The following is a 26,893-nucleotide window of genomic DNA, read 5'->3' as shown; positions in this document are numbered from 1 at the left end:
TACGGATGCGCGTCATCGCGCCGCGCTCAGGCCGCGAAACCCAGCGACGGGTCCAGCCGGTACGCCGCGCGCAGCTCGGCGAGGCCCGTCGGCGCGCCGTTGACGCTGACGGCGTTGCCGGCGCGCGCGGCCAGCTCGGCCAGCAGCGCCAGGCCGGCGCTGTCGATGCGTTCGACCGCGCCCACGTCAAGGCGCCGCACGCCGTCGAGCGTCTTCGGCAGCTGGCGCCACAGCGCGGCCACGTCGTCGCGCAGCAACGCGCCGGTGAACACCAGCGCATCGCCGTCACGCCGGGCGCTGGCGCTACTTGTCGGCATTCGCGTTGAGCTGGCCCTTGCGCAGCTCGGCGGCGACCTGCGAGATCGACTTGTTCTGCAGCTCCTGGTCGAATTGCTGGCGGAAGGTCTGCACGAACGACACGCCTTCGACCAGCACGTCGAACACCTTCCACTGGCCGCCGGACTGGCGCATCAGGTAATCGACCGGGATCGCGTCGCCGTCGCTGCGCATCATCTCGCTGGAGACCTTCACGCCCAGCCCGCGCGGCAGCGGGGTTTCGGACTTCACCCGCACCTGCAGCCTGGTGTTGAAGTTCAGCAGCGACGAGCCGTAGCGCTGCATCAGGTTGTCGGCGAGCGCGTCGCCGAAGGCCTTGATGTCCGCGTCCGAGGCGCCGCGGCCGTGGCGGCCGAGTACCTGCCGCGCCGCGTAGTCGCGGTCGAACATGTTGTTGAACTCGCTGCTGACGAACTGGCGCAGCGCGGCCGGGTTGCTGTTGAACTCGGCGCGGCGGCTTTCCAGCGTGGACAGGATGCGTTCGCTGTTGTCGAGCACCATCTTGCTGGGCGAGGCCACGCGCACGCCGGCATCGGCCTGCGGTGCGGCCTGCACCGGCGCCAGGCCCGGCACCGTGGCCAGCAGCGCGCCGGCGACGAGAAGGGGAATGAGCTTGCGGTTCATGGCTGGGTTTCTTCCGTGGAGGAGGGAGATTGCATGCCGGCACCGGCATCCGGTGCGGCCGCGGCATTGTCGCCGCCGCCGCTGAACATGTACTTGCCGACCATCTGGATGATGTCGACCGACGGCGTGGTGAATGCGATCTCTTCGCCGGGTTTCAAGTTCTCCAGGTCGCCGCCGGGCTGCAGGCCGACGTAGCTTTCGCCCAGCAGCCCGTTGGTGAGGATGCCGGCGGAGGTGTCGATCGGCAGTTCCTGGTAGCGCTTGTCGATGTCGAGCGTGACCACCGAATCGAGCTTGACCGGGTCGAGCGTGATGTCGCCGACCCGGCCGATGGTGACGCCGCCGATCTTCACCGGCGCCATCGGCCGCAGCGGGCCGATGTTGGTGAAGCGCGCCGTCAGCGCGTAGGTGTCGCCGCCGAAGCCGAACTTGCCGTTGGTCGAGGCGATCGCCAGCACCAGCAGCGAGGCCAGCGCCAGCAGCAGGAACGCACCGACTGCGAATTCGAGACGTGGACCGCGGGTTGTCATGTTGGAGTCCTCACAAAAATCCCTCAGTCGTCATTCCCGCGCACGCGGGAATCCATGGGTGTTTCTTGCCGCAGATCACGCGGATGAAGCCTTCCTGCACTGGACTTCCCGATCCGTGTCCATCCGCGTGATCCGTGGCAGGAAGCTCTTCCCGGGTATCCATCAGCGGAACAGCAGCGCCGACAGCACGAAGTTGAACATCAGCACCAGCAAGGACGCGTTGACGACCGCGCGCGTGGTGGCGACCGAGGTGCCCTCGATGGTCGGTTCGGCGTGGTAGCCCACGTACGCCGCCACCAGCGCCGCGGTGCCGCCGAAGACGGCCGATTTCTGGAACGCCACCAGGAAGTCGTGCCGGTAGTCGACCGCGTCGCGCAGCACCTGCCAGAACGTGCCCGCGTCGATGCCCAGCACGTGCACGGCCTCGAAGTAGCTGGCGGTGATGCCCAGGCTGCAGAAGAAGCCGGTCAGCAGCGGCACGCAGATCACCGCCGCCCAGAAGCGCGGCGCGACCGCCTTGGCCACCGGGTCGATCGCCATCAGCCCGAGCGCGGTGATCTGGTCGGTGGCGCGCATCAGGCCGAGTTCCGCCGCGATCGACGAGCCGGCGCGGCCGATGAACAGCAGCGCGGTCAGCACCGGCGCCAGCTCCCGGTACAGGCCCAGCCCCACCAGCGCGCTGATCTGGTTCGCCGCGCCATAGGTCTCCAGTGCGCGGTAGCCCAGCAGCGTCACCGACAGCCCGACGAAGGCGCCGCCGACCGCGATGATCGGCAGGCTGCGCGCGCCGATCTTGTAGATCTCGCGCACCAGTTCGGCGAAGAAGTCCGCGGTCGGCTTCGACGCGCGCAGCACCGACAGCGAGAACAGCCCGGCGCGGCCGAGCGAGCGGGTGGCGGCGACGAAGGGCATCAAGCGGTCTCCCGGCTGCGCTCGGCCGTATCGAAGGCGATCGGCCCGTCCGGCTCGCCGCGAAGGAACTGCAGCACCAGTGGATCGGTCGTCGCCTCCAGCTCCGCGGGCGTGCCCGAGAACACGATCCGGCCGTTGGCGATCACGATCGCGCGGTCGGCCACCGGCAGGGTCTCGTGCACGTGGTGGGTGACGATGATGCTGGTCAATCCGAGGCTGTCGTTGAGCCGCGAGATCAGGCTCATGATCACGCCCGACGCAATCGGGTCCAGCCCGGTCAGCGGCTCGTCGTAGACCATCAGCGGCGGATCCAGCGCCAGTGCCCGCGCCAATGCGACGCGCCGCGCCATGCCGCCGGACAGCTCGCGCGGATACAGGTCGCCGGCCGTGCGCAGGCCGACCGCGTGCAGCTTCATCGCCACCAGCCGGTCGATCACCGGCCGCGGCAGCTTCGTATGTGTGCGCAGCGGCAGCGCCACGTTCTCGGCCACGGTCAGGTCGGTCAGCAGGCCGTTGCCCTGCAGCAGCACGCCGATGCCCTTGCGCAGCTCCAGCAGCGCGCGCTGGCGCTGCGGCACCGCCTGGCCGAGCACTTCCACCTGGCCCGCCGCCGGCACCAGCTCGCCGGTCAGCGCCGCCAGCAGGGTCGACTTGCCGCTGCCCGACGGCCCCAGCACCGCGGTGATGCTGCCGCGCGGCACGGTCAGGTCGATCCCGGACAGCACGGTCCGCGTGCCGCGGTCCAGGCGGACATCGGTCAGGCGCACGGCGATGTCTTGCGGGGGCGTGTCGGGGGACATGCGGGGCCGGGATTGGAGGGGGAGCGCCACGGGCTGCGGGCGCAAGTCCGCGCAGCTTGGACAAAACCGGCTGAACGTGGCCGGAGTGAGTGAACCGGACGGTACAGGAATTATGACGCAATTCGGCCCAGCCCGTAGGAGCGGCGGAAGCCGCGAGGTTTACCCGGGGTGTCGACGGAGGCAAAAGCTCGCGGCTTCCGCCGCTTCTGCGCGCCCTTTCAGGGCGCAGCTTCGGCGAGGCCGCGATGCGGACTTCCCACAGACCGTCATTCCCGCGCCGGTGGGGATCCAGAGACTTTGGCGGCTGGAAAGGCGCGCGGCTGAAGTCGCTCCCACAAACAGCGTATGCAACCGGCCAGCCCGACATATTCGTATCGCGGCATGCGACGAGGCTCCGGCATCATGGCCGCATGGCCGCAAGCGCGGGCGACTTCCGCCTCTATCACTCCAATGCCCTAGACGTGCTTGCCGGCGTGCTGGCCGAGCACCTGCGCGCGCCGGCGGGCGGCGGCGACTGGCTGCGGGCCGAGGTGGTGTTGGTGCCGCAGTTCTCGATGCGGCGCTGGCTGCAGCAGTTCCTGGCCGAGCGCAACGGCATCTGCGCCAACGTTGCCTTCCTGACGCCGGGCGAGCTGGTTGATCTGGCGCTCGACGCCAACCTCGGCCGCGTGCCCGAGGGCGACCGCCTGCGTCCGGACAGCCTGCGCTGGTCGCTGCTGCGGCTGCTGGGTGACGCGCCGCCGGCGGCGTGGCGCGACTTCCTCGCCGGCGACGGCGGGGACGGGCGCCGGGCGTGGTCGCTGGCCTGCGCGCAGGCGGAAGCGTTCGAGAAGTACCAGGCCTGGCGCCGCGACCTGCTGCTGCGCTGGGAGGCAGGGGCCGAACCCGACGATCCGCAGGCGCAGCTCTGGCGCCAGGTCGCCGCCGGGCGCGCGCACCGGGCGCGGCGCATCGGCGACTATCTCGCGCGTTTCGGCGGCGCTGGCGCGCGGGCGCCAGAAGGCCTGCCGCCGCGGCTGTCGGTGTTCGCCTGCCAGAACGTCTCGCCCGACGTGCTGCAGGTGATCGCCAGCCAGGCGCGCGCGGGCAGCCAGCAGTTCTACCTGCACACGCCCAGCCGCGCCTATTGGGGCGACCTCGGGCGCTGGGCGCACGACTACGTACCGGCCGACGACGGCGCCTTCGCCGCGGGCAATCCGCTGCTCGCGGCCTGGGGCCAGGCCGAGCGCGATTTCGTCGCCGCGCTCGGCGGCGGCGAGGCGGTGCATGCCGATTACGAGGCGAAGGCGTTCGTCGAACCGGACCGCAGCACGCTGCTCGGCCGGCTGCAGGGCGACGTGCTCGACAACGTGGAACCGCTGGCGGGTGCCGATGCAGCCGCCTGGCCGCGCGCGACCGTCGACCGCGACGATGCCAGCCTGCAGTTCCACGCCTGCCATACGCGGCTGCGTGAAGTGCAGGTGCTGCACGACCAGCTGCGCGCCCTGCTCGAAGCCGAAGCCCCCGCGGGCGGGGCGCGCCTGCAGCCGCGCGACATCGCGGTGCTGGCGCCCGACATCGATCTTTACGCGCCGCACATCGAGGCGGTGTTCGGCGGTGCGCTGGGCAGCGCGCGCGAACTGCCGTACACCATCGCCGACACCAGCCCGCTGGCCGACGAGCCGATGGCCGACGCCTTTGCGCGGCTGCTCGACCTGCCGCTGCGCGCGCCGAGCCTGGCCGACGTGCTCGACCTGGTCGCGGTGCCCGCGGTCGCCGCACGCTTCGACATCGACGACGCGATGCGCGGCAGCCTGCAGGCCTGGCTGCAGGATGCGGGCGCGCGCGCCGGCTTCGATGTCGTCGACGGCACCGCTGCCGCCGTGGACGCGGCCGATGCCTACAGCCTCGGCTTCGCACTCGAGCGGCTGCTGCTGGGCTACGCCTCGGGCGACGAAGGAGAAATCGCGGGCGCGGCGCCCTGGCCGGCGCTCGAGGGCCAGTCGACGCAGGCGCTGGACGCCTTCCTGCGCGTGGTCGAACGGCTGCGCTTGGCCGCCAGCGCGTTGGCCGGGCCGCACTCGCCGCAGGAATGGGCGGCGCGGCTGGAGCGGCTGCTGCTGGAGATGTTCGGCGACGAGCCGCGCGACCCCGCCGATGCGCGCACCCTGGCGCGGCTGCGCAAGGCGCTGGGCGATTTCGCGCACGGTGCGGCCGAAGCGGGATTCGACGCGCCCGTGACGCACGCCGTGGTGCGCGACCACTTGCTGGCCGACCTGCACGACGCCGATGCGCGCGCGCCGTTCCTGTCCGGCGGCATCTGCTTCGGGCGCATGGTGCCGATGCGGCTGATCCCGTTCCAGGTGATCTGCCTGCTCGGCATGGACGATGGCGCCTTCCCCGGCACCGATGCGCGCGATCCACTCAACCGCATCGTCCAGGGCCTGGCCTCGACCGAGCGCCGGGTGGGCGATCCGGCGCGGCGCGAGGCCGACCGCTATCTCTTCCTGCAGCTGTTCGCCTCGGCCGCGCGCACGTTCTACCTGAGCTGGCAGGGCTTCGATGCCCGCGACGGCAGCGCGCGCGAGCCGGCCTCGGTGGTGGCCGAGCTGCTCGACACCGCGGTGCGCTATCACGCCGGCGATGCCGACACGGTGCGCGAGGCGCTGGTGGTGCGGCATGCGCTGCAGCCGTTCTCGCCTGCGGCGTTCGGCGCCGCGCACGTGGACGAGGCGACGGGCGATCCGCGCCGCTTCAGCTTCGACCAGCGCTGGCGCATCGAGGTGGCGCCGGAAATGGCGGCGCTGCCGGCGTTCGCGCCGCGCGACGGCAGCACCGGCGGCGATGTGCCAGCCGCGGACGGCACGCAGGAGGACGGGGTGCTCGCCATCGACGCGCTCCGCCGGGCGCTGGCCAACCCGCCGGCGCACTACCTGCGCGAGGGGCTGGGCCTGCGCCTGCCGGAGGACGAACCGGCGCTGGACGAACACGAGCCCTTCGGCGCGCCCGGTCCGCTGGCTGCGCATGGCCTGCGGGTGCACGCATTCGAGGCATGGCTGCGCGACGGCGCACGGCCGGACGCCAGTGCCCTGCACGCGCGCCTGCTGGCCCGCGCGCTGGTGGCGCCCGGTGCCGACGGCGTGGCGACGCTGGCGGCGCTGCTCGATGACGTTGAACCGTTCGCGGCAGCCGCGCTCGATGCCGGTTTCCGAGGCGACGGCGAGGCGCTGCCGGTGCGGCTCCCGCTCGCGGAAGGCGATGCCGACGACACCGTCCTGGTCGGCCAGCTGCGCGGCGTGTATCCGCAGGGCCTGCTGCGGGTGGCGCTGCGCAAGGGCGGGATGCACGGCGGGCACGCGCTGCGGCACCGGCTCGACGGCCTGGTGGCCGCGGGGCTTGGGCTGCGCCTGCACCAGTTGCTGCCCGGCGAGCGCGGCGGTGAGCCGCCCGCGCTGGCGGAAGTGCTGCTGCCGCCGGTCGCCGACGCGCGCGCCGCGCTGCGCGCGCTGGTGGCGTTGCGCCGGCGCATGCGGATCGCGCCGCTGCCGTTCCTGCCCAAGAGCGGCTTCGAACTGGTCCGTGACGGCCAGAGCGATGGCTTGGACGCCGCGCGCAAGCAGTGGATCGGCAGCGACTACATGCACGCCGAAGTCGATGCCGCCACGCGACTCGCGCTGCGCGGGCGCGATCCGTTCCTCGACCACGACGCCGGCTCGCTGGCCGCGCTCGAGGCCGCGAGCCGGGCGATCTTCGACGCGCTGTTCGACGGCCGCGCCTTCGACGCGCGCGAGGTGCTGCCGTGAGCGACGTGGTCCTCGACACCCGCCTCGACGCACGCACCCTGCTCGAGGCCAGCGCCGGCACCGGCAAGACCTTCGCGCTGGCCGGGCTGTTCGTCCGCGCCGTGATCGTCGGTCGCCTGCGCGTGCCCGACATCCTGGCGGTCACCTACACCGTCGCCGCGACCCAGGAACTGCGCGGCCGCGTGCGCGCGCGATTGCAGCAAGCCGCGGCGATGGCCGCGCAGTGGCAGCCGGGCGACCCCGCGGTGCGCGAGGGCGAGGACGCCGAAGCGGCGCTGCTGCGCCGGCTGCTGCACGACGCCCTGGCCGACGGCCGCGAGTCGCTGCCGGTGCTGCGCCAGCGCATCGCGGGCGCAGCGCGCGACATCGACCTGGCCGCGATCCACACCATCCACGGTTTCTGCCAGCGGCTGCTGGCCGAGCACGCGGTCGACACCGGGCAGCCGCTGCTCGCGGCGGAGCTCGAGGCGCGCAACCGCGCCGCGCGCAAGCGCCTGGCGATCGCGCTGTGGCGCGCGGCCGCGCATGACGTCGACGACACGGCCTTCCTGCAGTCGCGCTTCGGCACGCCGGACGCTCTGGCGGCCGCGCTCACGCAGCTGCTGGCCGACGAGCCGCTGCTGCCGCCGGTGCCGGAGACTCTGCCGGCCGATCCGCGCCCGGCCATCGCCACGGCGTGGCGCACGCTGCGCGCGGCCTTCGACGCGCACGGCGAGGATGCGCATGCCGCCCTGCAGCGCGCGATCGAGGCCAAACACCTCAAGAACAACGAGTACAAGCCCGATCACGTCGACGATCTCTGGCGCTGGTGCGCGCACCACGCGCCGGACGTGCCGCCGGCGGAGTGCCACGCCAAGCTGGTCAAATACCGGCCGGACGTGCTGCTCGCAGGCACCAGCAAGGGCGGAGCAGGGCATACCCCGGTGTCGCCGCTGTTCGACAGCTTCGCCGCCTTCATCGATGCGATGCATGCGCTGGGCCCGTGGCAGGAAGCGCACGACCTGCAGCGCCTGCACGCGCTGCGCGCCGACGCCCGCGCGCGCGACGTGGCGCGCAAGCAGGCCTTCCACCTGCGCGACTACGACGACCTGATCGCCGCCGCCCACGCGGCCGCGACCGACCCGGTGCACGCTCCGGCCCTCGCCGCGGCCGTGCGCGCGCAGTTCCCGCTGGCGCTGGTCGACGAGTTCCAGGATACCGACGCGCGCCAGTGGGCGATCTTCGAGGCGTTGTTCGGCCGCGGCGGCCTGGTGCTGGTCGGCGACCCGAAGCAGGCGATCTACCGCTTCCGCGGCGGCGACGTGCACACCTATCTGGTTGCGCGCAGCAGCGCCGACGACGTCGCCTCGCTCGACCACAACTTCCGCTCGCGGCCGATGGTGCTGGATGCGGTCGAGGCATTGTTCAAGCAGGCGCCCCAGCATGCGATGGGTGACGCCATCGATTTCCAGCACGTGGAACCGGGCGGCAAGGCCTCCGACGACGACCTCCTGCTCGACGGCACCGCCGCACCCGCGCTGGAAGTGCATGTGATCTCGCCAAAGCAGGTGAAAAAGCGGGATGGCAGCTTCGTGGACGGCGACTGGAACAAGGACGAATCGATCGAACACGCCGCGAATCTGTGCGCCGAAGCGATCCGCGAACGCCTGCAGGCCGCGCGCGACGGCCGCCTGTCGCGCCGCGACGGCGGGCAGCTGCGCCCGGTCGAGCCGCGCGACTGTGCGGTGCTGGTGCGCACCCACGCCGAGGCCGGCGCCGTGCGGCGCGCGCTGTCGCGCTGCGGCGTGCCCGCGGTCGCCGGCGGCCGCACCAGCCTCTACCAGGGCGAGGAGGCCGCCGAACTGCTGACCGTGCTGCTGGCCCTGCGCCACGGCGGCGACGACCGCCGCCTGCGCGCGGCGCTGGCCACGCGCCTGCTGGGCCAGGACGCCGCCGGCATCAGGACGCTGGCCGACGACGGCGATGCCCTGCGCGACTGGCAGCAGCGGCTGCAGGACTGGCGCGTGCGCTGGGAGCGGCACGGGCCGCAGGCGCTGCTGGCCGACATCATCGCCGCCAACGCCGCGCGCCTGCTGTCGGAACCCGAGGGCGAGCGCCGCGTCTCCAACTTCATGCAGCTGGCCGAACTGCTGCAGGAAGCCGGCGCGCGCAGCCTCGGCACCCAGGGCCAGATCGACGCATTGCGCGCAGCCATCGCCGATGCCGACGCCGAGGACGAAGCCCAGCAGCCGCGGCTGGAGTCCGATGCCGGCCGCGTACAGGTCCTCACCCTGCACAAGAGCAAGGGCCTGGAATTCCCGCTGGTGTTCCTGCCGTTCTCCGGCATCGGCCGCAAGCACGTGAAGCCCGCGCAGTGGGCGATGTATCCCACCGATGCCGGCCGCGTGCGTCAGTGGAAGACCGCGCACGCGCACGCCGGCGCGCCGCCGTGGGACGACGGTTCGGACGCCTGCGCGGTGGCCCGGCACGTCGCCGAGGAGCAGGCCGAGGACATGCGCCTGCTGTACGTCGGCCTCACCCGCGCGCGCGACGCGCTGTGGCTGGCCTGCGGACGACTGGCCAGCCACGACAACACGGCGCTGGCGCGACTGCTGGGCACGCCCGCGCAGCGCGAAGCGGCGCAACAGGCGCTCGGTACGCGGGCGCGCTGGCGCGAGGGCCTGCCGCCCGCGACGCCGCAGCGCCTGCCGCCGCCGAAGACCGAAGCGGTGCCGCCGGCGCGCATCGCCGTGCGCCCGCTGCGCCGCGACTGGTGGATCCACAGCTTCAGCCAGCTGCACCAGCAGCAGGCGCACGGTGCGCGGGTGGTCGCCGACGAGGCGCCGGCCGACGACGAGCGCCGCCTGGCCGTCGCGCTCGACACCGTCGCGTCCGCCGACCGCCGCTTCGGCGGCGCGCGCTTCGGCAACGCCCTGCACCACGCGATGGAGCACGTCGACTTCGCCGCCTGGGCCGGTCACGACGGCGATGCTCCGCCCGAAGGCCAGCGCGATGCCCTGCTCGCCGCGCTGCGCAGCGAGCACTACCGCGACGACGAGCTCGACGACGGCATTGCCGCGCTGGCGCCGCTGGTCGCGCGCACGCTCAACGCGCCGCTGCCGACGGTCGCCGGCGAGCCCGACCTGCGCCTGTGCACGCTCGGTCCCGGCGACCGCATCGCCGAACTCGAATTCCACTTCACCCTGCGCGACGCCGCCACCGCCGGCTTCCTCGCGCTGCTGCAGGCGCACGGCCTGCTGCGCGGGCGCCGCGACTTCGGCACGTGGTCGTCGCTGTCGGGGCTGATGACCGGCAAGCTCGACCTCACCTACCGCGTCGGCGAGCGCCTGTACGTGCTCGACTACAAATCCAACCGCCTGCCTGCCTATGACCCTGCGTCGCTGGCCGATGCGATGGCGTCGAGCGAGTACGACCTGCAGGCGCTGCTGTACGCGGTCGCGCTGCATCGCTGGCAACGCCTGCGCCGCCCCGGCTACGACTTCGACCGCCACTTCGGCGGCGCGCGCTACGTCTTCAGCCGTGGCCTCGACCCGGCTGATCCCCTGCAGGGCGTGGCGGTGCCGATACTGTCGCGCGCGCTGGTCGAAGCCGCCGATGCGCTGCTCGCGCCACCGCTGCCGGAGGGCGCATGGGCCTGATGGAACAACTGCGCAGGCAGCCCGCGCTGCGTGCGGTCGACCTCGCGCTGGCCGACGTGCTGCGCCGGCGCGTGCCGGGCACCGACGAGCGCGTGCTGGCCGCCGCGGCGCTGGCCTCGTTCGCGGTCTCGCTCGGCCACGCGGCCTTCGACCCCGCGCAGCCGCGGCAGCTGCTGCCCGAGGTCGGCGCCTGGCCCGAAGCCGACGCCTGGCGCGCCGTGCTGGCCGCGTCGCCCTGGGTGTCGCAGCCCGCGCCCGGCGAATCCGCCGATTCTTCGCGGCCGCTGGTGCTCGAAGGCGGCCTGCTGTACCTGCGTCGCTACCGCGAGTACGAGCGGCGGCTGGCGGCGCGGCTGCAGGCGCTCGCGCGCGGCGGCATCGACGCCATGCCCGAGGCCATCGCGCCGCTGTTCGCCGCGCTGTTCCCGGACGCCGACGCCGGCAATCTGCAGGCGCAGGCCGCACGCCAGGCGCTGCTGCGCCCGCTGCTGCTGGTCACCGGTGGCCCCGGCACCGGCAAGACGACCACCATCACGCGCCTGCTGCTGCTGTTGCTCGCGCAGGCGCGCGCCGAGGGCCGCGCGCCGCCGCGGATCGCCCTGGTCGCCCCCACCGGCCGCGCCGCCGACCGCGTGGCCGAAAGCCTGCGCAACGCCGTCGCCCGGCTGCGCACCGACGGCATCGAACCCGAGTTGTGCGACGCGCTGCCGACGACTGCGTCCACGTTGCACCGCCTGCTCGGCCCGATCCCCGACAGCCCCGCGTTCCGCTTCAACGCGCAGGCACCGCTGCCGCACGACGTGGTGGTGGTCGACGAAGCCTCGATGGTCGACCTGCCGCTGATGTGCAAGCTGGTCGAAGCGGTGGCCGACGGCGCCAGGCTGATCCTGCTCGGCGACCGGGACCAGCTGCCCTCGGTCGAAGCCGGCGACGTGCTCGCCGCGATCGACGACGCCGCGGGCGAAGGCGCCGATAGTGGCGAGCACGTCGCCGGCGACGATGCCGCGCGCGGCCCGCTGCATGGCCACCGCGTGCACCTGCGCCGCGGCTATCGCCAGTCCGACGCGCTCGACCTCGCACCGCTGGCCGACGCCGTGCGCGACCGCGACGCCGAGGCGGTGCTGCAGCTGCTGCGCGAAGGCCCGGCCGGCGTGTCCTTCCACGAGAACCTCGCCGATCCGCTGCGCGGAACCACGCGCGAAACCCTGCTGGCCCCGTGGCGCGCCCTGCAGGCACTGCCGCGAGATCCGCCCGACGAAGCCGCCCGCCACGACATCGCCCAGCAGGCGCTCGCACTCGCCGCCCGCCTGCGCCTGCTCACCGCGCTGCGCGACGGCCCGCAGGGCGCGCGCACCTTGAACGCGCGCATCGAGGAGCTCCTGGCCGGGCCGCGACGGCCGCCGTACTTCCACGGCCGCCTGCTCCTGGTCAACGAAAACAACCACCGCCTGGGCCTGTTCAACGGCGACATCGGCGTCTGCCTCGACGGCGGCGACGGCGTGCGCGCCTGGTTCACCGGCGGCGACGCGGGCGTGCGGGCCTTCCACCCCGCCGCATTGCCGGCCCATGACAGCGCCTTCGCCATGACCGTGCACAAGGCCCAGGGCAGCGAGTTCGACGAAGTCTGGCTGCAGCTCCCCACCCGCGACAGCCGCGTGCTCTCGCGCGAGTTGGTCTACACCGGCATCACCCGCGCGCGGCGGGCGCTGCACGTGGCGGGCAGTGCGGACGTGATCAAAGCGGCACTGGCGCGGCATGCGACAAGGTGGTCGGGGTTGGGGTGGCGGCTGGCCGGTGAAAGCACCTGTTGAGGCATGGCATCGTGTTCCAGGTATTGCCGCACGCGCTCGACCTGGGCCAGGCAGTCTGGCGCGTACTGGCCAAGGCTACGACCAGCGCAACCGCGCCGGGTACGGGGCCACATGGACGTCGACGCGCGACTGCTGGCCGGCATGCTTGACGCCTGCGGGCGGGTGGCGGCGAAACTGGGCGATGCGGAGCAGCGCGCACGCACGCGGCCGCTGTCCGGCCTTGTTCCACCGGGCTCCCCGGTCGCTCATGTCATGCTTGGCCTGCCTGCGCGGACGAGCCAGAGCGGGGCGCACAGATGGCGGTCATTGAGGAGAGGCAGATGAAGCGTTGGCTGCTGTTGATCTTCCTGTCGTGTGCCGGTGGCGCGTGGGCACAGCTGGCGCCCGTGGGCGCGGATCCGGTCGTCGATGAAATAAGGATCAGGTCGACATGGGGCGGGCTGAGCCCGGATTCACCGCTGATTACCGAACTCGTGGTCCGGCGCTCCGATGGCGGGTTCACGATGACGGGCACGAGCAGCCGCGCCGGCAAGCTGACCGCGATGCCGCCAATGCGGGCGTCCACGGGCGACGTCGCCGCGCTGGTTGCCGCAATGGAAGCTCCATCGCGCGCTAAGTTCGACGCTGGGGACCTGGGTCGGCCAGACAGGGACGTCCAGGCGCGTATCGACGGGGAGATGGAATCGGAATCCGGCGAAGACTTCCCGATCGATCCCGCCATTGCGGGCAGGATGCAGGCGTATCGCGAAACCCTGCGCCACCCTGGCGACCTCGCTACGGCGCTCACCGCCGGATTCCGATCGTTTCATACCGATGATTACCCCGGCGTGTGGGTGGAGATCGCTCTGTCCGATGGTTCGAAAATCGTGGCTTCGAGCAGATCGCAGCAATATCTGATGCTGCCATGGAATCGCGACGGCCAGCCGCCCACGTACTCGCCTGCGATTTCGCAGGCCCTGTGGCGATTGTTGCCGAAAGGAGCGACCAACCGGGACCGCTTGCATGGGCCGATCAGCGACTTCGAACTCGATGAACTCGTGACCGCCGGCCTCTTCGACGTCCTGAACCGGTTCGATGCAGAGGTAAAGGCAGGAGATGCGCTGCGCGTGCTGGAGGCGAGTTTCGTAGTGGAGGAGGCTAGGGCACAGAAGCGGCTTTCATGGATGCAGCTGGGTCCGGTGCTCTTTGCATCGCTGCGGTTGCCGGATGGGCCGAAGAACCTCCACATGAAGGTGCGGCTCCCGCTCAAGGGCAGCGCGCTCGAAAATTCCGATGCGGACCTGGCGCGCCTGCAGGCAGCTCTTTCACTCGTGCAGCGCACACCCGCGCTGGCGGCCAGGATCCGTGACCAGCCCGGCGAGGATTTCCGCATCTATGACGGCTTCGGCTATGCATGGTTGAACGAGCGAACGGCGGAGCAGTTCATTGCCCAGATGAGGCAGCTCGGCAGGATCGAACAGCTTGGCGACAACCCCGGCCTGATGCGCGGCGCCGTCATGGTGGAAGAAGGCGACGCACCGGCCTACTGGATCGCCCTGGCGGATGGCCGGGCAGTCCTGTGGAAGAAATTCACGAACGCTGCAGCGACGCCCACGACTGTTCGATGTTCATCCATCCCCATGGGCGACGATATCGACGAACTGCTGGAGAGCCGCAAGAATCATCTTTGTATTGGCAGGATTTACCCGCCATGAGACCGCTCCGGCACGCGGGATCGCAGCTGTTTGATCGCTCGTTCAAATTGCGGTGACTATCCTGCGGGCAGGTTCTTCGCACGGGTGCTGATGATGGAAAAGACGTCCTGGGTGATTGCAGCGGTCGCGCTTGCCGTGGCCGGCTGTAATGCGGGTCCCGATATGGATCCCGGTGCGCCGGCGGCAGAAGCGGGCGAGGCCGGAAGCACGCCTGAAACGGCCGGGCAGTCGCAGGCCGCGGAGACGAAGCCGGAGGCTGCCGTGCCGGACGACTTCAAGCCGTTCGTCGATGCGGGCGGCAGCATCACGCAGGGGCGCTGCCACATGGACGCCTGCAGCTGGATGAAGTGGGAGAAGCTGGAGGTCGTGGGCGACAGCGGCGACGGGGTCGAGCTTGCGGGGTCGGTCCTCGGCGGTGTCTCGGATCACTCGCGCGAGGATCGCGGCCTGCCCGACTATCCCGACAGCGCGGATGACGTCGCGATCGAGTGGGATCCCGTGCCCAGTGCGGTCAGCTATTGGTGTTCGAAGACGCAGCCGGGCATGAAGTGGGGCGACGAGCCGCGCGTGGCGCTGGCGCTCGATCCGGAGAGCTTCGTCCCCGGCGCGATGGAAAGTGCGGTCCGCAGCTACTTCGTCGCTTGCCACAGTGACCTGTCGACGGGCCCTGTCGACGACGCGATCGTGAAGTACGGCTACCGTGTCGCTGGCCGGTAGAGATTCGCTTTTTGTCCGCTTGCGGGCTGCGCGTTGCAGCCCGCACCAGTGCAGTACGCAAGGCCGCGGGTCCGCTGCGTGGTGACGAGTCGGGCGCATCGCCCGTGTCATTCTGGAACGGGGTCAAGTCCACCGGCGACGCTTCATGACCATCGATACCCTGTCCTACGACACTCGCCCGTGACCGGCCCGCTGCGATCGAATATGGCGACGTCCTGACGGGGAAACCCCATGCTCCTTGCCCTCGGCTTCGCCCTTGCGACGGTCACCGCCGCCGACATGCACATCGACCGCCTGCAGCCGGGCACCGCGACCTATCTGGTCTACCACCACGGCCCGGCCGGCTCCGGCATCAGCCGCGCGATGCTGGCCACCTCGACGATCACCCGCGAGCGCGACGATGGCGCGGATGCGTGGGTGATCGAGCAGAGCTGGGAGGACGAAGCCGGTATCACGCATACGGCACGCACGGTGCACGCGGCCGGCGATCTGGCGACGCTGTCGCAGACCGCCACCTGGAACCGGCCGGCCGGCTCGTTCACGACCACGGCGGTTCCCGCCGAAGGCCGGGGGACGGTCGAAGGCGAGCTGCCCGCCGAGCGCCGCGAGGCAACCGAACGCGGCTTTGCGACGATGAAGGACGGCTGGTGGCTCAACTGGCATTCCGACCTGGCCCTGTTGCCGCTGCTGCCGTACGAGCGCGGAGGCACCCTGCGCGTGCACCTGTTCGATGTCGGCATGCCGGCACCGATGGACATCGACTACACGGTCGTCGGCGAGCGCACCCTCGTCGGCGGCGATGGCAGCACCCGCTACGACTGCTGGCTGGTCGAAACCGAAAGCGGCATGGAAGGCAGCGGCAACTACCAGCGGTTCTGGATCGACAAGGCGCGCCGCGTCGTGGTCAAGGAAGAGGACGTCTACAACGGGCAGTACCGTTCCAAGGTGCTGCTGAGCGTGCCGGCGGTGGTGGAATTCGCGCTGCCGGAAGCAGCCTCGCCCTGACTGTCCGGAAAGGCGATGCTGCAGTAGAAAAGATGCCGGGACACTATCGGTGACCCATTCCCCACTTCAATTCCTTCCGCCAGCAAGAGAAGGAGCGCTTGCGGCGTCCCACGAAACGACGTGCCTTGGCGTCACGGCCGTCGGGCGTTCGCGTCCCGCCACGGGTTCCACGACAGCCCCAGCGCCAGGACGGCCGCGGCGAGCAGGCACAGCCAGCCGAAGGCGTCGCCCCAGCGCGTGTAGGGCGTGCGGGTTTCGCGCAGCGGCACTTCGGCCAGCAGGGTGACGGGCGTGTCATGGCCCACGCTCGAGGCCTGCGCGAGCACGCGGCCGCGGTCGTCGCTGAGCGTCAGGGTCCCCTTGCGCGCGGTGCGTGCCATGGCGAATCCGCCTTCCACGCCGCGCAGCACGGCCATGCGTCCGTGCAGCCAGGCGTCGGCATCGAAATCCCAGGCGGGCACCAGCAGCAGCTGTGCATCGCGCCTGCCGTAGGCCAGCGCCGTGGAGGTGAAATCCAGGTCCTTGCAGATCGCCACGCCGATGCGCGGCGCGCCCGGCAGCATGGTACGCACGGTGCCGCGCGTATAGCGGTCCTCGAAGACGGGGATGAAGTGGTGCTTGTAGTAGGCCACGGGGCGCGCAGTCCGGGGTTCGAACACCAGCGCGGCGTTGTGCAGGCGCTGCGGATCGCTGCGGTCCTCCGCGCCGATCAGCACGCGCACGCCGCGCCGGTCGGCCAGCGCCTGCAGCGATGCGATCGCGTGCGAATGCACCAGCAGCGAGGATTCCGGCGCCACCACCACCTGCGCGCCGCGCGCGGCCAGCCGGTCCATCTGCGTCACGTATCCGGCAAGGGCGAGCTGGCCGGATGCGGTGTCCAGGTCGACCTGGTCGCCTCTCGGCAGCGGGATGCTGACCAGCCCGACGCGAACGTACCCGCTTGCGTCGTCGTCGTGCAGGCGCCATGCGCCGTAGCCGAACGCCAGCGCGAATACCAGCAGCCCGCCAGCGGCCGCGCGCACGCGTGCACCTGCTGCCAGTCCGGGCAGGGTGACGGCGACGATCATCGCCGCGAACAGCCACACCACGAACCCGATGCCCCACAGTCCCGTCACCGCGGCGACCTGCACCAGCGGCAGCACGTCCATCTGCGAATAGGCGACGTGCCCGTAGGTGCCGTGCGGCGACAGCGCCGCGGCCACGCACGACAGGCCGGTCGCGGCCAGCGGCAGCGACAGCATCGCCGCCAGCGGTCGGCCGCGGCGCGCCAGCGCGCGGAACAGCAGGACCGCGGGCACCATCATCACCGCCGGCATCAGCACGATTCCGATGCAGGCGCCCGGTGGAAGCTGGATCACCTCGCGCACGTAGTGCCACAGCGTCAGCCCGCCGAGTGCGAAGGCCAGCAGCGTGGCCAGTGCGGCCCAGCACGCGCGGGTACGTGCGGCATAGGCGAGCAGCGGCAGCGGCGCCAGCCAGGCGGCCCACCAGATCGGCTGCAGGCTCGCGGCCAGCCACCAGCCTGCGGCCGTGAGCACCACGGCGAGCGGGGCCGCCCAGCGCGGCAGCGGATCAGGCCTTGAGCCCATCGAGCAGCCTCCCGAGCGATGCGTCGTAGAAAATGCGGAATTCGCGTTCGTCGTGGCTGAAGCGGCCGGCGCGGTAGAGCGCGACCAGGCCATGGGACTGCGCCCACAGCGTCATCGCGATGTCCCAGGGATCGCCTGCGCGCAGCAGTCCGGCGTCCTGCGCTTCGACCACCGTGTCGTGGACCACGTTGAGCGTGGGCGAGCGGCGCGCGCTGAAATCCTCGGGGAACCGGCGTGCGTCCTCGCGCGGCGCGGAGAAGGCGTGGTCGAACAGGTGCGGACGCGCCAGCGCGTAATCGAGGTAGATGCGCTGGATGGCCATCAGCCGCGCGACCAGGTCGCCGTCGCTGCGCAGCGCCTCCCAGCGGTGCGCGATCTCGCTGAAGCCGTCGTCGCTGATGCGCTTGAGCAGGGCATCGCGGTTGGGGAAGTGGCGGTAAATGGCCATCGGCGTGATCCCGACCGCCTCGGCCACGCGGCGCATGCTCACCGCGCCGGCGCCCTCGCGCTCGAACAGCGCACGGGCGGCGGAGAGGATGCGGTCAGCGGTGCGGGCACGCGTCATGTATACAGCGTATACAAATCGACCGGAGGAGCGCAAGGATCGGAGGTCGGCCGGTCAGGAACCCGAGCGATCCGCGTCTACCCGGGTCCGCCTTGGCCTTCACCCCGGCGGGGAATCGGATGCGGGCGCTGCCCGGACGCCCCGGGCCCGGTCCGAAGCGCCCGGGGCTTCAGGCACGCGGCGGGAACTCCCGGGCAACGGCGCGGCCGCGCCCGGGCTGCGATCAACCGGCGAGGAGCCGGTTCATCCGCTGCACGAAGGCGGCCGGGTCCGGCAGCGGGGCGCCGGCGGCCAGCTCGGCCTGCTCCAGCAGCAGCGTCGCCAGGTCGGTCGCGCGGGTGTCGTCGGTCTCGCCTTCGACCCGCTGCAGCAGCGGATGCGCGGGATTGATCTCCAGCGTCGGCTTGTTCTCCGGCACGTCCTGGCCGGCCTCGCGCAGCAGGTGCGCCAGGTGCGGCGCCATCTCCCATTCGGACATGGCCAGGCACGAGGGCGAGTCGGTCAGGCGCGCGGAGACGCGCACGTCCTCGACGCGGTCGCCGAGCAGGCGCTTGAGTTTTTCGAGCAGCGGGGCGGCGGCCTTTGTGGCTTCTTCCTGTTTCGCCTTGTCGGCTTCGTCCAGCGGCAGTTCGCCCTTGGCAACGTGCTTGAGCGGCTTGCCGGCGTACTCGTGCAGGTTGCCGAGCATCCATTCGTCGATGCGGTCGGACATCAGCAGCACCTCGATGTCCTTCGCGCGGAAGGCTTCGAGCTGCGGGCTGCCGGCGGCGGCGCGGTGGCCGTCGGCGGTGACGTACCAGATCGCGTCCTGGCCGGGCGCCATGCGGCCGACGTAGTCGTCCAGCGACACGGTCTTGGCTTCGCCTTCGCTCTTGGTGGACGCGAAGCGCAGGAGTTTGGCGATGCGCTCGCGGTTGCCCGCGTCCTCGACGATGCCTTCCTTGAGCGTGTTGCCGAAGGCCTTGAGGAAGGCGGCGAACTTTTCGGGCTCGTCGCGCGCGAGCTTTTCGATCAGGTCCAGCACGCGCTTCACGCAGGCGCCCTTGATGCGCTCGAGCTGGCGGTTGTGCTGCAGGATCTCGCGGCTGACGTTGAGCGGCAGGTCGTCGGCGTCGACCACGCCGCGCACGAAGCGCAGGTAGTTGGGCAGCAGCTCCTCGGCGGCGTCCATGATGAAGACGCGCTTGATGTACAGCTTCAGGCCCTTGCGCTCGTCGCGCCCGCCCATCATCAGGTCGAACGGCGGCTTCGCCGGCAGGTACAGCAGCGTGGTGAAGCTCTGGCTGCCCTCGACGCGGTTGTGGGTCCAGGCCGCGGCGTCGTTGAAGTCGTGGCCGAGCGACTTGTAGAAGGCCTGGTACTCCTCGTCGCTGATCTCCGACTTGGGGCGCGCCCACAGCGCCGAGGCGTCGTTGGCGGTGTCCCATTCGGGCGCGTCGTCGGCCTTGTTGTCGTCGCTGTCGTCGTCGCCGGCCGGCGTTTGCTTCGGCATGCGGATCGGGAAGGCGACGTGGTCGGAGTACTTGCGCACCAGTCCGCGCAGCTTCCAGCCGTCGAGGAATTCGTCCTCGCCGTCCTTGAGGTGCAGCACCACGGTGGTGCCGCGTTCGGGCAGGGTGGCCGCCTCCAGCGTGTACTCGCCGCGGCCGTCGCTTTCCCACTTCACGCCGTCCTCCGGCGCGGTGCCGGCGCGGCGGGTGAGCACGGTGACGCGGTCGGCGACGACGAAGGCCGAGTAGAAACCCACGCCGAACTGGCCGATCAGGCGCGCGTCGGCCTTCTGATCGCTGCCCATCGCCTCCAGGAAGCGGCGGGTGCCGGAGCTGGCGATGCTGCCGATGTTGGCCACCACCTCGTCGCGCGACATGCCGATGCCGGTGTCGCGGATGGTGATCGTGCGTGCGTCCTTGTCCCAGCTGACGTCGATGTGCAGCTCGGGGTCGCCGGAAAGCAGTCCGGGGTTGGCGATCGACTCGAAGCGCAGCTTGTCGCAGGCGTCGGAAGCGTTGGAGATCAGCTCGCGCAGGAAGATTTCCTTGTGCGAGTACAGCGAATGCGTCACCAGGTGCAGGACCTGGGCGACTTCGGCCTCGAAGGCGCGGGTTTCGGTAGCGGTGGTCATGGCATCGGTCCGGATGGCGTGGACGTGGAGACGCGGATATGCGCTCGCCGGCGCGGATTTCAAGCTGCCCGGCCTACCGGTACGCGCCCGGCCCGCTCCAGAGCATGTCGCCGAGCCGGTAGATCCGCTGCATGGTGATGACGTCGCGCGCATCGCCGATGGCCGCAAGGCCCGGATCGTCCGGTTCCACCAGCCGGCACTGGCCGGAGTCGCGGCGCAGGGCGGTTTCCAGCGGGCAAACCATGAGCTGCCGGGTGCCGGGCAGGGGCAGGAAGAGTTCGGTCATGCCCTGGTCGCGCCACTGGCGCAGGCGGGTTTCGTCGAGCAGGTCGTAATAGACCTGATAGCCGCCGACCTCCAGGCCGGCGCCGGACGCGGTGGCATCGTTGCGGCGGCCGCGGGTGACGGCGCGGCTCCGCGACGGCCCCGCGTTCTCGGGTGCGGCGCCCTGCGGGAGCATGCCCGGCGGCTGGCCCCAGCGGTGCGCGGGACGCTCGGCGGCCCGGTCCGGCGCGTCGGGCGCCGGTGGTGGCGACGCCGGCGGGGCGGGGATGTCGACGACTTCGAGCGCGGGATCGTCGGCCTTTTCGACCGGCGTGGCCTGCAGGCGCGTGGCCGCGGGTGCGGGCTTGCGCGGGGTGGGCGACGGCGGTTTGGGCGCGGCGGGCGGGGCGGGCGAGGGGATCTGCAGCGACGGGTCGATGTACGTCGCCTGCAGGCTGCTGCCGGGATCGCCGCCCGACGGCGACTGCGTGGTGATCGGCGGGGCCAGCATCACCAGCAGCAGCAACAGCGCGTGCAGCAGCACCGTCGTGACCATGCCGATCCGGGAATGCCAGCGCTCGGTCCGGTCCCCGCCAGCGGATTCCGCGCGACGCAGCGCCTGGCTCATGCCGACGGGTGTGCTTCGGGACGGCGGGCCTTCATTCCTGTTCTGCGGCGCGTGACGTGGGGCGGCATCGTAACGCGCGGGCCCGTCCGAACCCGGCCGCCCCCGTGCCGCCGATCATGCGCCAGTCATCGCAACCTTCCGTCCGCGCCTGCCGGCCGCCCGGCTACCGCCGGCGGAAGCGCCGCCACAGCAATCCGGCGCAAACCGATGCGATGGTCAGCGAGAAGACGGCGAGGCCGAGCCCGTCGAGGCCGTTGTTCGAGCGTCCCGCTACGAAAACCCAGAGCAGGCCTGCGCCCATCGCGCCGAACAGCAGCATGCCCAGGACCAGCGAGCTGGTCGGGACACCGGTTGGCTTCGGTGGCGTGCCGCGCGCCCGTCGACGGGCCGCGGCGCGTGCATCGAGCCTGCGCGCGGCGGGGAACACGATCACGCCCAGCAGCAGCGCCGAGCCGGCGAAGATGGCCAGCTGCCAGTCGCCGTGTTCCCTGAGCACCGGCCAGTGCAGTGTCGACACGATCAGGATTGCGGCGGCCAGGATCGCGCACAGGAACGTGGCTGCGACCATCGAGATGCCGAAGCCGACCGGCCTGGTCAGTTCGGCTGCAAGGCCTTTCGGCTCGTCCTGATCCATTGGTGACCTCCGTGTGGTTGGGGGCGTGTCGATTCTGGCATGCGTGGCCATCGTCGATGCGAGCGGTGCGTGCAGGCGTGAAGTGTTATTTTTCGCCGATGGCGAACCCGACGATCCGCTTCAGGGCGCGGCTCTCGCGCCCGGCCACCCCCAGCGGCGCGAGCTGGTCCTTCCTCGTGCTGCCCGCGGCCGCCAGCGCGAAGCTGCCGACGCGCAGCATGGTGACCGTGGACGGCACGCTCGGCGGTGCGCCGTTCCAGGCCACGCTGGAACCCGATGGCGAGGGCAGCCACTGGCTGAAGGTAAGCAAGGCGCTGCGCGAGGCCGCCGGCGTCGCGCCGGGCGAGACGGTCGCGCTCGCGATCGCGCCGGTGGAGAAGGAGCCCGAGCCGAAGCTGCCCGCCGACCTGCGCAAGGCGCTCGCCGCGAACTCTGCCGCGAAGGCGACGTGGGCCGACATCACGCCGGTGGCGCGGCGCGACTGGATCCACTGGATCACCTCGGGCAAGAAGGCCGAGACGCGGGTCAAGCGCATCGACACCGCCTGCGACAAGCTCGCGGCCGGCATGCGCCGCGCGTGCTGCTTCGACCGATCGGGGAAGTACAGCCGCGGCAACATGGGCGCGCCGGAAGCGGCGGAGTAGCTCAGCCGCCGTCGCGCGGCGTGCCGGCGACGATCCGCTCGATCATCGCCACCGCCGTCGCGTTGCCGTCCTCGTGCCGCATCCGTTCGCCCAGCTGCCGGGCGGCGGCACGCGCCGCGTCGCCTCCGGCGAACGCCACCGCATTGCCCAGCGCGTCGCCCGTGATCGACGCACCGCGCAGGGTGTCGCGCATGACGCCGGCGCCGCGCATGCGCGCGGCCCAGAAGAACTGGTCGCCGGCGAACGGCACCACCACCGACGGCACGCCGGCACGGCACGCCGAGTGCGTGGTGCCCGAGCCGCCGTGGTGGACGACCAGCGAGGTGCGCGGGAACAGCCAGTCGTGCGGCACGTGGCCGACCGGATGGAAGTTGCGCGGCAGCGCGGCGGTGTCGATGCCGGTCCAGCCGGCGTTGAACAGCACCCGCCGGCGGCCGAACGCGCCGGTCACCGCCTGCAGCACGCGCGCGTTGTCGAAGCCGGCCATGCTGCCGAAACCGACGTACGCCGGCGGTTCGCCGGCGGAGAGGAAGGCCAGCAGCTCCGCCGGCGGCGTCCACGCGCCTTGCGGCGTCCGCCACTGGCCACAGGCGACATTGTCCGGCGGCCAGTCGGGCGTGGGCGGCAGCAGTGCGGGCGAGACGCCGTAGAGCACCGGGTGTCCGGTCCACAGCGACCGCCGCGGCGGCAGGTCCGCGGCGGCGCGTGCGCGGTTGGTGCTGCGGCGGAAGGTGCGCCACACCAGCTGGTTGACCAGCTGGTGGCTGGCGCGGTTGAGCATGCGCGGCGGCGAGAACGGCAGCAGCGGCGAGCCGAACGCGGCGGTCGGCGTGATCGGGATCATCATCGCGCCGATCGCCGGCACGCCCAGCGCCTCGGCCGCGGAGAGGCCGACGAAGGCGGCCAGGCCGGACATGACCACCGCATCGCAGCCGCGGCCGGCATCGATCGCCTGCGCCAGCCAGGCGGGGGTGTTCGCGTTGGTGAGCCGCGCAAGGTTGCGGGTGATGTCGCGCATCGCGCCTTCGGTGGCAATGGCGCTGCGGACGTCGCCCGGCAGGGCGTCGCTGCGCAGGCCGAGCTGCCGGCCGATGTCGACCGTGGCCGCGTCGGCCAGCAGCTGCATCGCGTGGCCGGCGCCGGCCAGCGCGTGGCCGAGCGCGGCGATCGGGCGCGTGTCGCCCTCGGTACCGCAGGTCAGCAGAAGCAGTCGCATCACGGGCTCCTTGCGAATGGGGCCGATCGTAGGCGATCGCGCATGCCGGGTCTGTCGGCGCGGTTACACGCAGGCCCCTGCGCGCGCAGGCCCGTGCAGCGCGTGCAGCGCGGTTCAGGCTCGTCGCCGCCTGGCGCCGTTCGTCGCTGCATCCGCCGTTCCGTCGCACCCCGCCTGTACGCGTGCGGCGTGCGGCGGCAGGCTGGTATCGCTGCGCGTGCAGCGACGTCTTCCGAGGAGGCCCGAGCATGAAGACCCTGATGGTCCTGCTGGCGTGGTGCGTGCTGTTCGTCCTGTGCTGGCCGCTCGCGCTGCTGGTGCTGGTGCTCTGGCCGCTGGCGTGGCTGCTGTTGCTGCCGTTCCGGCTGGTCGGGATCACGTTCTCGGCGCTGTTCGCCTTCCTGCACGCGCTGCTGATGCTGCCCGCGCGCCTGCTGGGCTGGAAGCCGGCGCCGCAGGCGGCCTGAAGCGCGTGGGCTAGGGTGCCCACCAGCTGGTTCCTCCTCGTCGCAACGCCCAGCATGGGACGGCGAAAGGAGGAACGGACATGACGGCAATCCAGGTTTCCACGGGCACCCCCGTGCAGGCGCTCAACCTGCCGGCTGAAAATCGCTCGCCGCCGGGCGTGCAGCCCACGGACGGCGGTCATGGCGGGCAGGACGCCTACGCGCCCGCCACGACGCCGGAAGGCAACGCCACCAACCAGGCCGCGACCGACCTGCAGGGCGCGGCGGAGGCGCTGGCCAACATGCAGGGGCTCGCCCGGCAGGGACAGAACTTCGCGCAGGCGGAACTGGACGCCGGCTATCTGCAGCAGAACGTGGCCTCGGCGCGCGCCGACCTCGCCAGCGCCGTCGGCGCCGAGATCGATGCGCTGATGGAGGCGGACCCGGGCCTGACGCGCGAGCAGGCGGCCGGGATCGTCGCTTCCCGCTTCGAAGGAACGCCCGTCGCCGCGGATGTCACGGACGCGATCGCCGACGCGGATGTCCGGTCGGCGGTGGCCTCGACCATCGACGGTGTCGACCAGTCGCAGGGACCGGAAGCGGCGCTGGCCGGGCTGGACGACGCCCTGGCCGGGCTTCCGCCCGACGTGCGCGAGCGGGTCATCGCCGACCCGCGCGTGCAGCAGTGGATCGAAGATGCCGCGGCGCGCGCCACCGAGCCGCTGGCGCCGTACATCGGGCCGGACGCCACCAGCGACGGACGCGAGGGCGAGGCGGTCGTCAGCGCGCTGCAGCGCCTGTCATGGACCACCGGCGAACTCTCCCCGGAGCTTGCAGCGGCCGTGCTTGACGCGGCGCTCGGGGACTTCGAGCAACTGCCGCTCGCGCGCCATGGCGGCGGCATCTACCCCAATCCCATGAATACCGGCAGCCTCGACCTGGTCGTGCAGCTCGCCAGTTATGTCGCCACCGCGGGGAACGGACAGGACCTGATCGGCCGGCTGATCGCGCTCAATGGCGGAAACGGCGGCTGGGAATACGCCACCGATGCAGTACAGCTGTCGACCAACGGCGACCCGCGCTTTTCCACGACCGTCGGGCCGGCACTGTTTGTCGAGCTCGAGCGGCTCGGCATCCCGCTCACGGCGAACGGGGAATCCCCGGTCGTCTACGCGATGGGCCCGATCCTCGACGACGTCCACGGCACCATCCAGGGCCACGCGGAGGATTATTACGGGCTGGTCGAGACGCTGCAGTTCGCGCAGCAGATGCGGCCGCTGTACGGCAGCGATGCCGAATTCGAAGCTGCGCTCGACACCTTGATGCGTGACAAGATCGGTGACGACTGGCAGGTGCAGGTCGAGTCCGCGCAGCAGGCGCTCGCAACCGATGGCTCGCGCCTGTTGGGCCAGCTGCAGCAGTTCATGGCGCTGCCGGCCGACCATCCGCTGCGCGTGGAAGTCGACGCCTTGGTGAACGACATCCTCGCCGACCCGGCCGCCCAGGCCGCGATCGGCTTTGCACTGCGCTCGGACCCGTCGCTGGTGCAGGGGCGCAGCGGCGAGCTGCTGCTGGAAATGTTCGCCACGCCCGGCCTCGACGCCGGCGCGCGCGGCCTGGCGGTGGAGTTCGGCAACGCCTGGATCAGTGCCCGCACCGGGCCTGCGCTGGCCGCGCTGGATCCCGCCGATCCGGCCAGCATCGCCGAGTTTGAGCGCCAGCTGTCCGCGCTGGACGATCCGCGTCTGGCCGCGGCGCTGGGCGTCGACCCAGCGGCGCTGGAGGGCGCGGTGGCCGCGCTGGTCGAGGCCGCGCCCGCGCTGGCCGGCGACCAGGCGCAGCAGCAAGCCGCGCAGCGCACGCTCAACGGGGCCTTGAACGACATCGACGGGTTCAGCGCCGACGACGCGGCGGGCCAGGTCTTCCGCGGCCTGGCGCTGTCCGCTTCCGGCAGTGCGTTCATGAACGCCAATGACCTGCAGGTCGACGACCCGCGGGTGGAAACGTTCCTCGATGCCGCGATCGGCAACCTGGAATTCATGAAGGGCGCCAACTTCTCCGCCAAGGCGCTGATCGGCGTGGCGGTGAACGCCGAGGTCATCGCCGGCGGCAGCCTGGTCGGCAAGTACGGGCTGGGCAACGCCGGGGTCGGGCGCCTGCTGGCCGCGGTCGGCATCGCCAGCGATACCTGGCAGGCGATCCAGGCATTCGGCGACGGCGACGTGCCGGGCGGTGTCCTGCATGCCACGGCCGCGGGTGGCGTGCTCGCGGGGCTGCTGGGCGCGGGAACCTGGCTGGGTCCGGTGGGCTGGGCGGTGGCCGCGCTGTCCTACGTCGGCCTGGGCGCGCTCGAGCAGGCGCGGCACAACAACCGCTTCGAAACCGATGCGATGCGCGAATTCCTGGCCGCATCCAACCTGTCGGATGCCGCGGCGGCGGAGCTGTTCAACACCACCGGCAACGCCGTCAGCCCGGTTCCCTTCCTGCTGCACTACGCGCAGCAGCAGGGGCTGTCGGTGGAACAGGCGATCGCATGGTTCAACACGCTTGCCGACAGCGGTGAACTGAAGTTCGTGGTCGAACTGGCGCACCGCACGATCGACGCGGCGGGCGACGACGGCACCGGGCTGCCCGCCACCCACGAAAGCGACGCCGAACTCGAGCGTGAACTGGCGGCGCCCGGCGCGAACATCGTCGGCATCGTGCTTTCCCACGAGCCGGCGTCATGTGCCCAGCTGGACATGCTGCTGGAAGCCGCGGACATCCCGCTGCCCGGGTGAGGATTCGCCGCCTGCCGGTCCTGGCCCCCGCCGGCCATGGCCGCACACGAAAAGGCCGGCATTGCCCGGCCTTTCGTTCGCATTGCGCATAGCCGCGGTCAGGCCGCGGCGCTCTTGCGGCCTTCGATCCAGCGGTCGACGCGGCGTTCGAGCAGG

General features: G+C 71.5%; 20 protein-coding genes. 9 read left to right on the top strand and 11 right to left on the bottom strand.

Annotation, left to right across the window (positions count from 1 at the left end; translation table 11 throughout):
• Nucleotides 1-26 precede the first annotated feature (26 nt).
• From ABD679_RS00740 to ABD679_RS00720, 5 genes are all read right to left on the bottom strand, one after another.
• A complete protein-coding gene (locus ABD679_RS00740; RefSeq protein ID WP_344758008.1) occupies nucleotides 27-317 on the bottom strand; it encodes an STAS domain-containing protein in 291 nt (96 codons plus the stop codon).
• Nucleotides 304-960 carry an MlaC/ttg2D family ABC transporter substrate-binding protein gene (locus ABD679_RS00735; RefSeq protein ID WP_344758007.1) on the bottom strand — a complete coding sequence of 219 codons (657 nt, stop codon included), beginning with the start codon at nucleotides 958-960 and terminating at the stop codon, nucleotides 304-306. Before ABD679_RS00735 ends, ABD679_RS00740 begins: the two co-directional genes overlap by 14 nt.
• Nucleotides 957-1,490, bottom strand: coding sequence for an outer membrane lipid asymmetry maintenance protein MlaD (gene mlaD / locus ABD679_RS00730; protein WP_344758006.1), 534 nt, complete (start codon nucleotides 1,488-1,490; stop codon nucleotides 957-959). The genes ABD679_RS00735 and mlaD overlap by 4 nt, the downstream gene beginning before the upstream one ends.
• 162 nt (nucleotides 1,491-1,652) lie before the next feature.
• Entirely contained in the window at nucleotides 1,653-2,402 is a 750-nt protein-coding gene (locus tag ABD679_RS00725) for an MlaE family lipid ABC transporter permease subunit (RefSeq protein ID WP_344758005.1), read from the bottom strand.
• Entirely contained in the window at nucleotides 2,402-3,202 is an 801-nt protein-coding gene (locus ABD679_RS00720; RefSeq protein ID WP_344758004.1) for an ABC transporter ATP-binding protein, read from the bottom strand. Before ABD679_RS00720 ends, ABD679_RS00725 begins: the two co-directional genes overlap by 1 nt.
• Before the next feature lie 410 nt (nucleotides 3,203-3,612).
• Between ABD679_RS00720 and recC the strand changes: the two genes are divergently transcribed.
• The 6 genes from recC to ABD679_RS00690 all read left to right on the top strand — a co-directional run bounded on the left by recC (nucleotide 3,613) and on the right by ABD679_RS00690 (nucleotide 15,849).
• Entirely contained in the window at nucleotides 3,613-6,984 is a 3,372-nt protein-coding gene (recC, locus tag ABD679_RS00715; protein WP_344758003.1) for an exodeoxyribonuclease V subunit gamma, read from the top strand.
• Nucleotides 6,981-10,622: a UvrD-helicase domain-containing protein gene (locus ABD679_RS00710; RefSeq protein ID WP_344758002.1), complete on the top strand. Its 3,642-nt coding sequence runs from the start codon at nucleotides 6,981-6,983 to the stop codon at nucleotides 10,620-10,622. Before recC ends, ABD679_RS00710 begins: the two co-directional genes overlap by 4 nt.
• Entirely contained in the window at nucleotides 10,613-12,433 is a 1,821-nt protein-coding gene (gene recD, locus ABD679_RS00705; RefSeq protein ID WP_344758001.1) for an exodeoxyribonuclease V subunit alpha, read from the top strand. The genes ABD679_RS00710 and recD overlap by 10 nt, the downstream gene beginning before the upstream one ends.
• A gap of 320 nt (nucleotides 12,434-12,753) precedes the next feature.
• Nucleotides 12,754-14,127, top strand: a complete 1,374-nt coding sequence (locus ABD679_RS00700; protein ID WP_344758000.1) for a hypothetical protein — start codon at nucleotides 12,754-12,756, stop codon at nucleotides 14,125-14,127.
• Between the two features lie 93 nt (nucleotides 14,128-14,220).
• Nucleotides 14,221-14,844, top strand: coding sequence for a hypothetical protein (locus tag ABD679_RS00695; RefSeq protein ID WP_344757998.1), 624 nt, complete (start codon nucleotides 14,221-14,223; stop codon nucleotides 14,842-14,844).
• 231 nt (nucleotides 14,845-15,075) lie between these two features.
• Nucleotides 15,076-15,849 carry a DUF3108 domain-containing protein gene (locus ABD679_RS00690; protein WP_344757997.1) on the top strand — a complete coding sequence of 258 codons (774 nt, stop codon included), beginning with the start codon at nucleotides 15,076-15,078 and terminating at the stop codon, nucleotides 15,847-15,849.
• 131 nt (nucleotides 15,850-15,980) lie between these two features.
• Here ABD679_RS00690 and ABD679_RS00685 read toward each other — a convergent pair whose 3' ends face one another.
• The 5 genes from ABD679_RS00685 to ABD679_RS00665 all read right to left on the bottom strand — a co-directional run bounded on the left by ABD679_RS00685 (nucleotide 15,981) and on the right by ABD679_RS00665 (nucleotide 21,702).
• Nucleotides 15,981-17,438 (bottom strand): nitrilase-related carbon-nitrogen hydrolase, encoded by a 1,458-nt coding sequence (locus ABD679_RS00685; RefSeq protein ID WP_344757996.1) that lies wholly within the window; start codon nucleotides 17,436-17,438, stop codon nucleotides 15,981-15,983.
• Nucleotides 17,422-18,003, bottom strand: coding sequence for a TetR/AcrR family transcriptional regulator (locus tag ABD679_RS00680; protein WP_344757995.1), 582 nt, complete (start codon nucleotides 18,001-18,003; stop codon nucleotides 17,422-17,424). Before ABD679_RS00680 ends, ABD679_RS00685 begins: the two co-directional genes overlap by 17 nt.
• A 223-nt stretch (nucleotides 18,004-18,226) precedes the next feature.
• Nucleotides 18,227-20,125, bottom strand: a complete 1,899-nt coding sequence (gene htpG, locus ABD679_RS00675; RefSeq protein ID WP_344757994.1) for a molecular chaperone HtpG — start codon at nucleotides 20,123-20,125, stop codon at nucleotides 18,227-18,229.
• A gap of 73 nt (nucleotides 20,126-20,198) precedes the next feature.
• Nucleotides 20,199-21,017 (bottom strand): type II toxin-antitoxin system RelE/ParE family toxin, encoded by an 819-nt coding sequence (locus ABD679_RS00670; RefSeq protein ID WP_344757993.1) that lies wholly within the window; start codon nucleotides 21,015-21,017, stop codon nucleotides 20,199-20,201.
• Between the two features lie 163 nt (nucleotides 21,018-21,180).
• Nucleotides 21,181-21,702 (bottom strand): hypothetical protein, encoded by a 522-nt coding sequence (locus tag ABD679_RS00665; RefSeq protein ID WP_344757992.1) that lies wholly within the window; start codon nucleotides 21,700-21,702, stop codon nucleotides 21,181-21,183.
• A gap of 47 nt (nucleotides 21,703-21,749) precedes the next feature.
• Between ABD679_RS00665 and ABD679_RS00660 the strand changes: the two genes are divergently transcribed.
• On the top strand, nucleotides 21,750-22,295 hold the full coding sequence (locus ABD679_RS00660; protein ID WP_344758227.1) for a YdeI/OmpD-associated family protein: 546 nt from the start codon (nucleotides 21,750-21,752) through the stop codon (nucleotides 22,293-22,295).
• A 1-nt stretch (nucleotide 22,296) separates the two neighbouring features.
• Here ABD679_RS00660 and ABD679_RS00655 read toward each other — a convergent pair whose 3' ends face one another.
• Nucleotides 22,297-23,511, bottom strand: a complete 1,215-nt coding sequence (locus ABD679_RS00655) for a glycosyltransferase (RefSeq protein WP_344757991.1) — start codon at nucleotides 23,509-23,511, stop codon at nucleotides 22,297-22,299.
• 248 nt (nucleotides 23,512-23,759) lie between these two features.
• Between ABD679_RS00655 and ABD679_RS00650 the strand changes: the two genes are divergently transcribed.
• Both ABD679_RS00650 and ABD679_RS00645 read left to right on the top strand, forming a co-directional pair.
• Nucleotides 23,760-23,978: a hypothetical protein gene (locus ABD679_RS00650; RefSeq protein ID WP_344757990.1), complete on the top strand. Its 219-nt coding sequence runs from the start codon at nucleotides 23,760-23,762 to the stop codon at nucleotides 23,976-23,978.
• Between the two features lie 80 nt (nucleotides 23,979-24,058).
• Nucleotides 24,059-26,737 carry a hypothetical protein gene (locus ABD679_RS00645; protein WP_344757988.1) on the top strand — a complete coding sequence of 893 codons (2,679 nt, stop codon included), beginning with the start codon at nucleotides 24,059-24,061 and terminating at the stop codon, nucleotides 26,735-26,737.
• Nucleotides 26,738-26,893: the final 156 nt, after the last annotated feature.

Origin of the sequence: Luteimonas lutimaris (genome assembly GCF_039537065.1) — a bacterium.
Taxonomy (GTDB): Bacteria; Pseudomonadota; Gammaproteobacteria; order Xanthomonadales; family Xanthomonadaceae; genus Luteimonas; species Luteimonas lutimaris.
This window is presented reverse-complemented; position numbering and strand designations above follow the sequence as displayed.

Excerpts from the sequence above, each read along its gene's own strand:
- mlaD (WP_344758006.1), bottom strand. The coding sequence starts at position 1,490 with ATGACAACCCGCGGTCCACGTCTCGAATTCGCAGTCGGTGCGTTCCTG.
- ABD679_RS00655 (WP_344757991.1), bottom strand. The coding sequence starts at position 23,511 with ATGCGACTGCTTCTGCTGACCTGCGGTACCGAGGGCGACACGCGCCCG.
- ABD679_RS00665 (WP_344757992.1), bottom strand. The coding sequence starts at position 21,702 with ATGGCCACGCATGCCAGAATCGACACGCCCCCAACCACACGGAGGTCA.
- recC (WP_344758003.1), top strand. The coding sequence starts at position 3,613 with ATGGCCGCAAGCGCGGGCGACTTCCGCCTCTATCACTCCAATGCCCTA.
- ABD679_RS00725 (WP_344758005.1), bottom strand. The coding sequence starts at position 2,402 with ATGCCCTTCGTCGCCGCCACCCGCTCGCTCGGCCGCGCCGGGCTGTTC.
- recD (WP_344758001.1), top strand. The coding sequence starts at position 10,613 with ATGGGCCTGATGGAACAACTGCGCAGGCAGCCCGCGCTGCGTGCGGTC.
- htpG (WP_344757994.1), bottom strand. The coding sequence starts at position 20,125 with ATGACCACCGCTACCGAAACCCGCGCCTTCGAGGCCGAAGTCGCCCAG.
- ABD679_RS00740 (WP_344758008.1), bottom strand. The coding sequence starts at position 317 with ATGCCGACAAGTAGCGCCAGCGCCCGGCGTGACGGCGATGCGCTGGTG.
- ABD679_RS00670 (WP_344757993.1), bottom strand. The coding sequence starts at position 21,017 with ATGAGCCAGGCGCTGCGTCGCGCGGAATCCGCTGGCGGGGACCGGACC.
- ABD679_RS00660 (WP_344758227.1), top strand. The coding sequence starts at position 21,750 with ATGGCGAACCCGACGATCCGCTTCAGGGCGCGGCTCTCGCGCCCGGCC.
- ABD679_RS00645 (WP_344757988.1), top strand. The coding sequence starts at position 24,059 with ATGACGGCAATCCAGGTTTCCACGGGCACCCCCGTGCAGGCGCTCAAC.
- ABD679_RS00650 (WP_344757990.1), top strand. The coding sequence starts at position 23,760 with ATGAAGACCCTGATGGTCCTGCTGGCGTGGTGCGTGCTGTTCGTCCTG.
- ABD679_RS00695 (WP_344757998.1), top strand. The coding sequence starts at position 14,221 with ATGGAAAAGACGTCCTGGGTGATTGCAGCGGTCGCGCTTGCCGTGGCC.
- ABD679_RS00685 (WP_344757996.1), bottom strand. The coding sequence starts at position 17,438 with ATGGGCTCAAGGCCTGATCCGCTGCCGCGCTGGGCGGCCCCGCTCGCC.
- ABD679_RS00690 (WP_344757997.1), top strand. The coding sequence starts at position 15,076 with ATGCTCCTTGCCCTCGGCTTCGCCCTTGCGACGGTCACCGCCGCCGAC.
- ABD679_RS00735 (WP_344758007.1), bottom strand. The coding sequence starts at position 960 with ATGAACCGCAAGCTCATTCCCCTTCTCGTCGCCGGCGCGCTGCTGGCC.
- ABD679_RS00720 (WP_344758004.1), bottom strand. The coding sequence starts at position 3,202 with ATGTCCCCCGACACGCCCCCGCAAGACATCGCCGTGCGCCTGACCGAT.
- ABD679_RS00700 (WP_344758000.1), top strand. The coding sequence starts at position 12,754 with ATGAAGCGTTGGCTGCTGTTGATCTTCCTGTCGTGTGCCGGTGGCGCG.
- ABD679_RS00680 (WP_344757995.1), bottom strand. The coding sequence starts at position 18,003 with ATGACGCGTGCCCGCACCGCTGACCGCATCCTCTCCGCCGCCCGTGCG.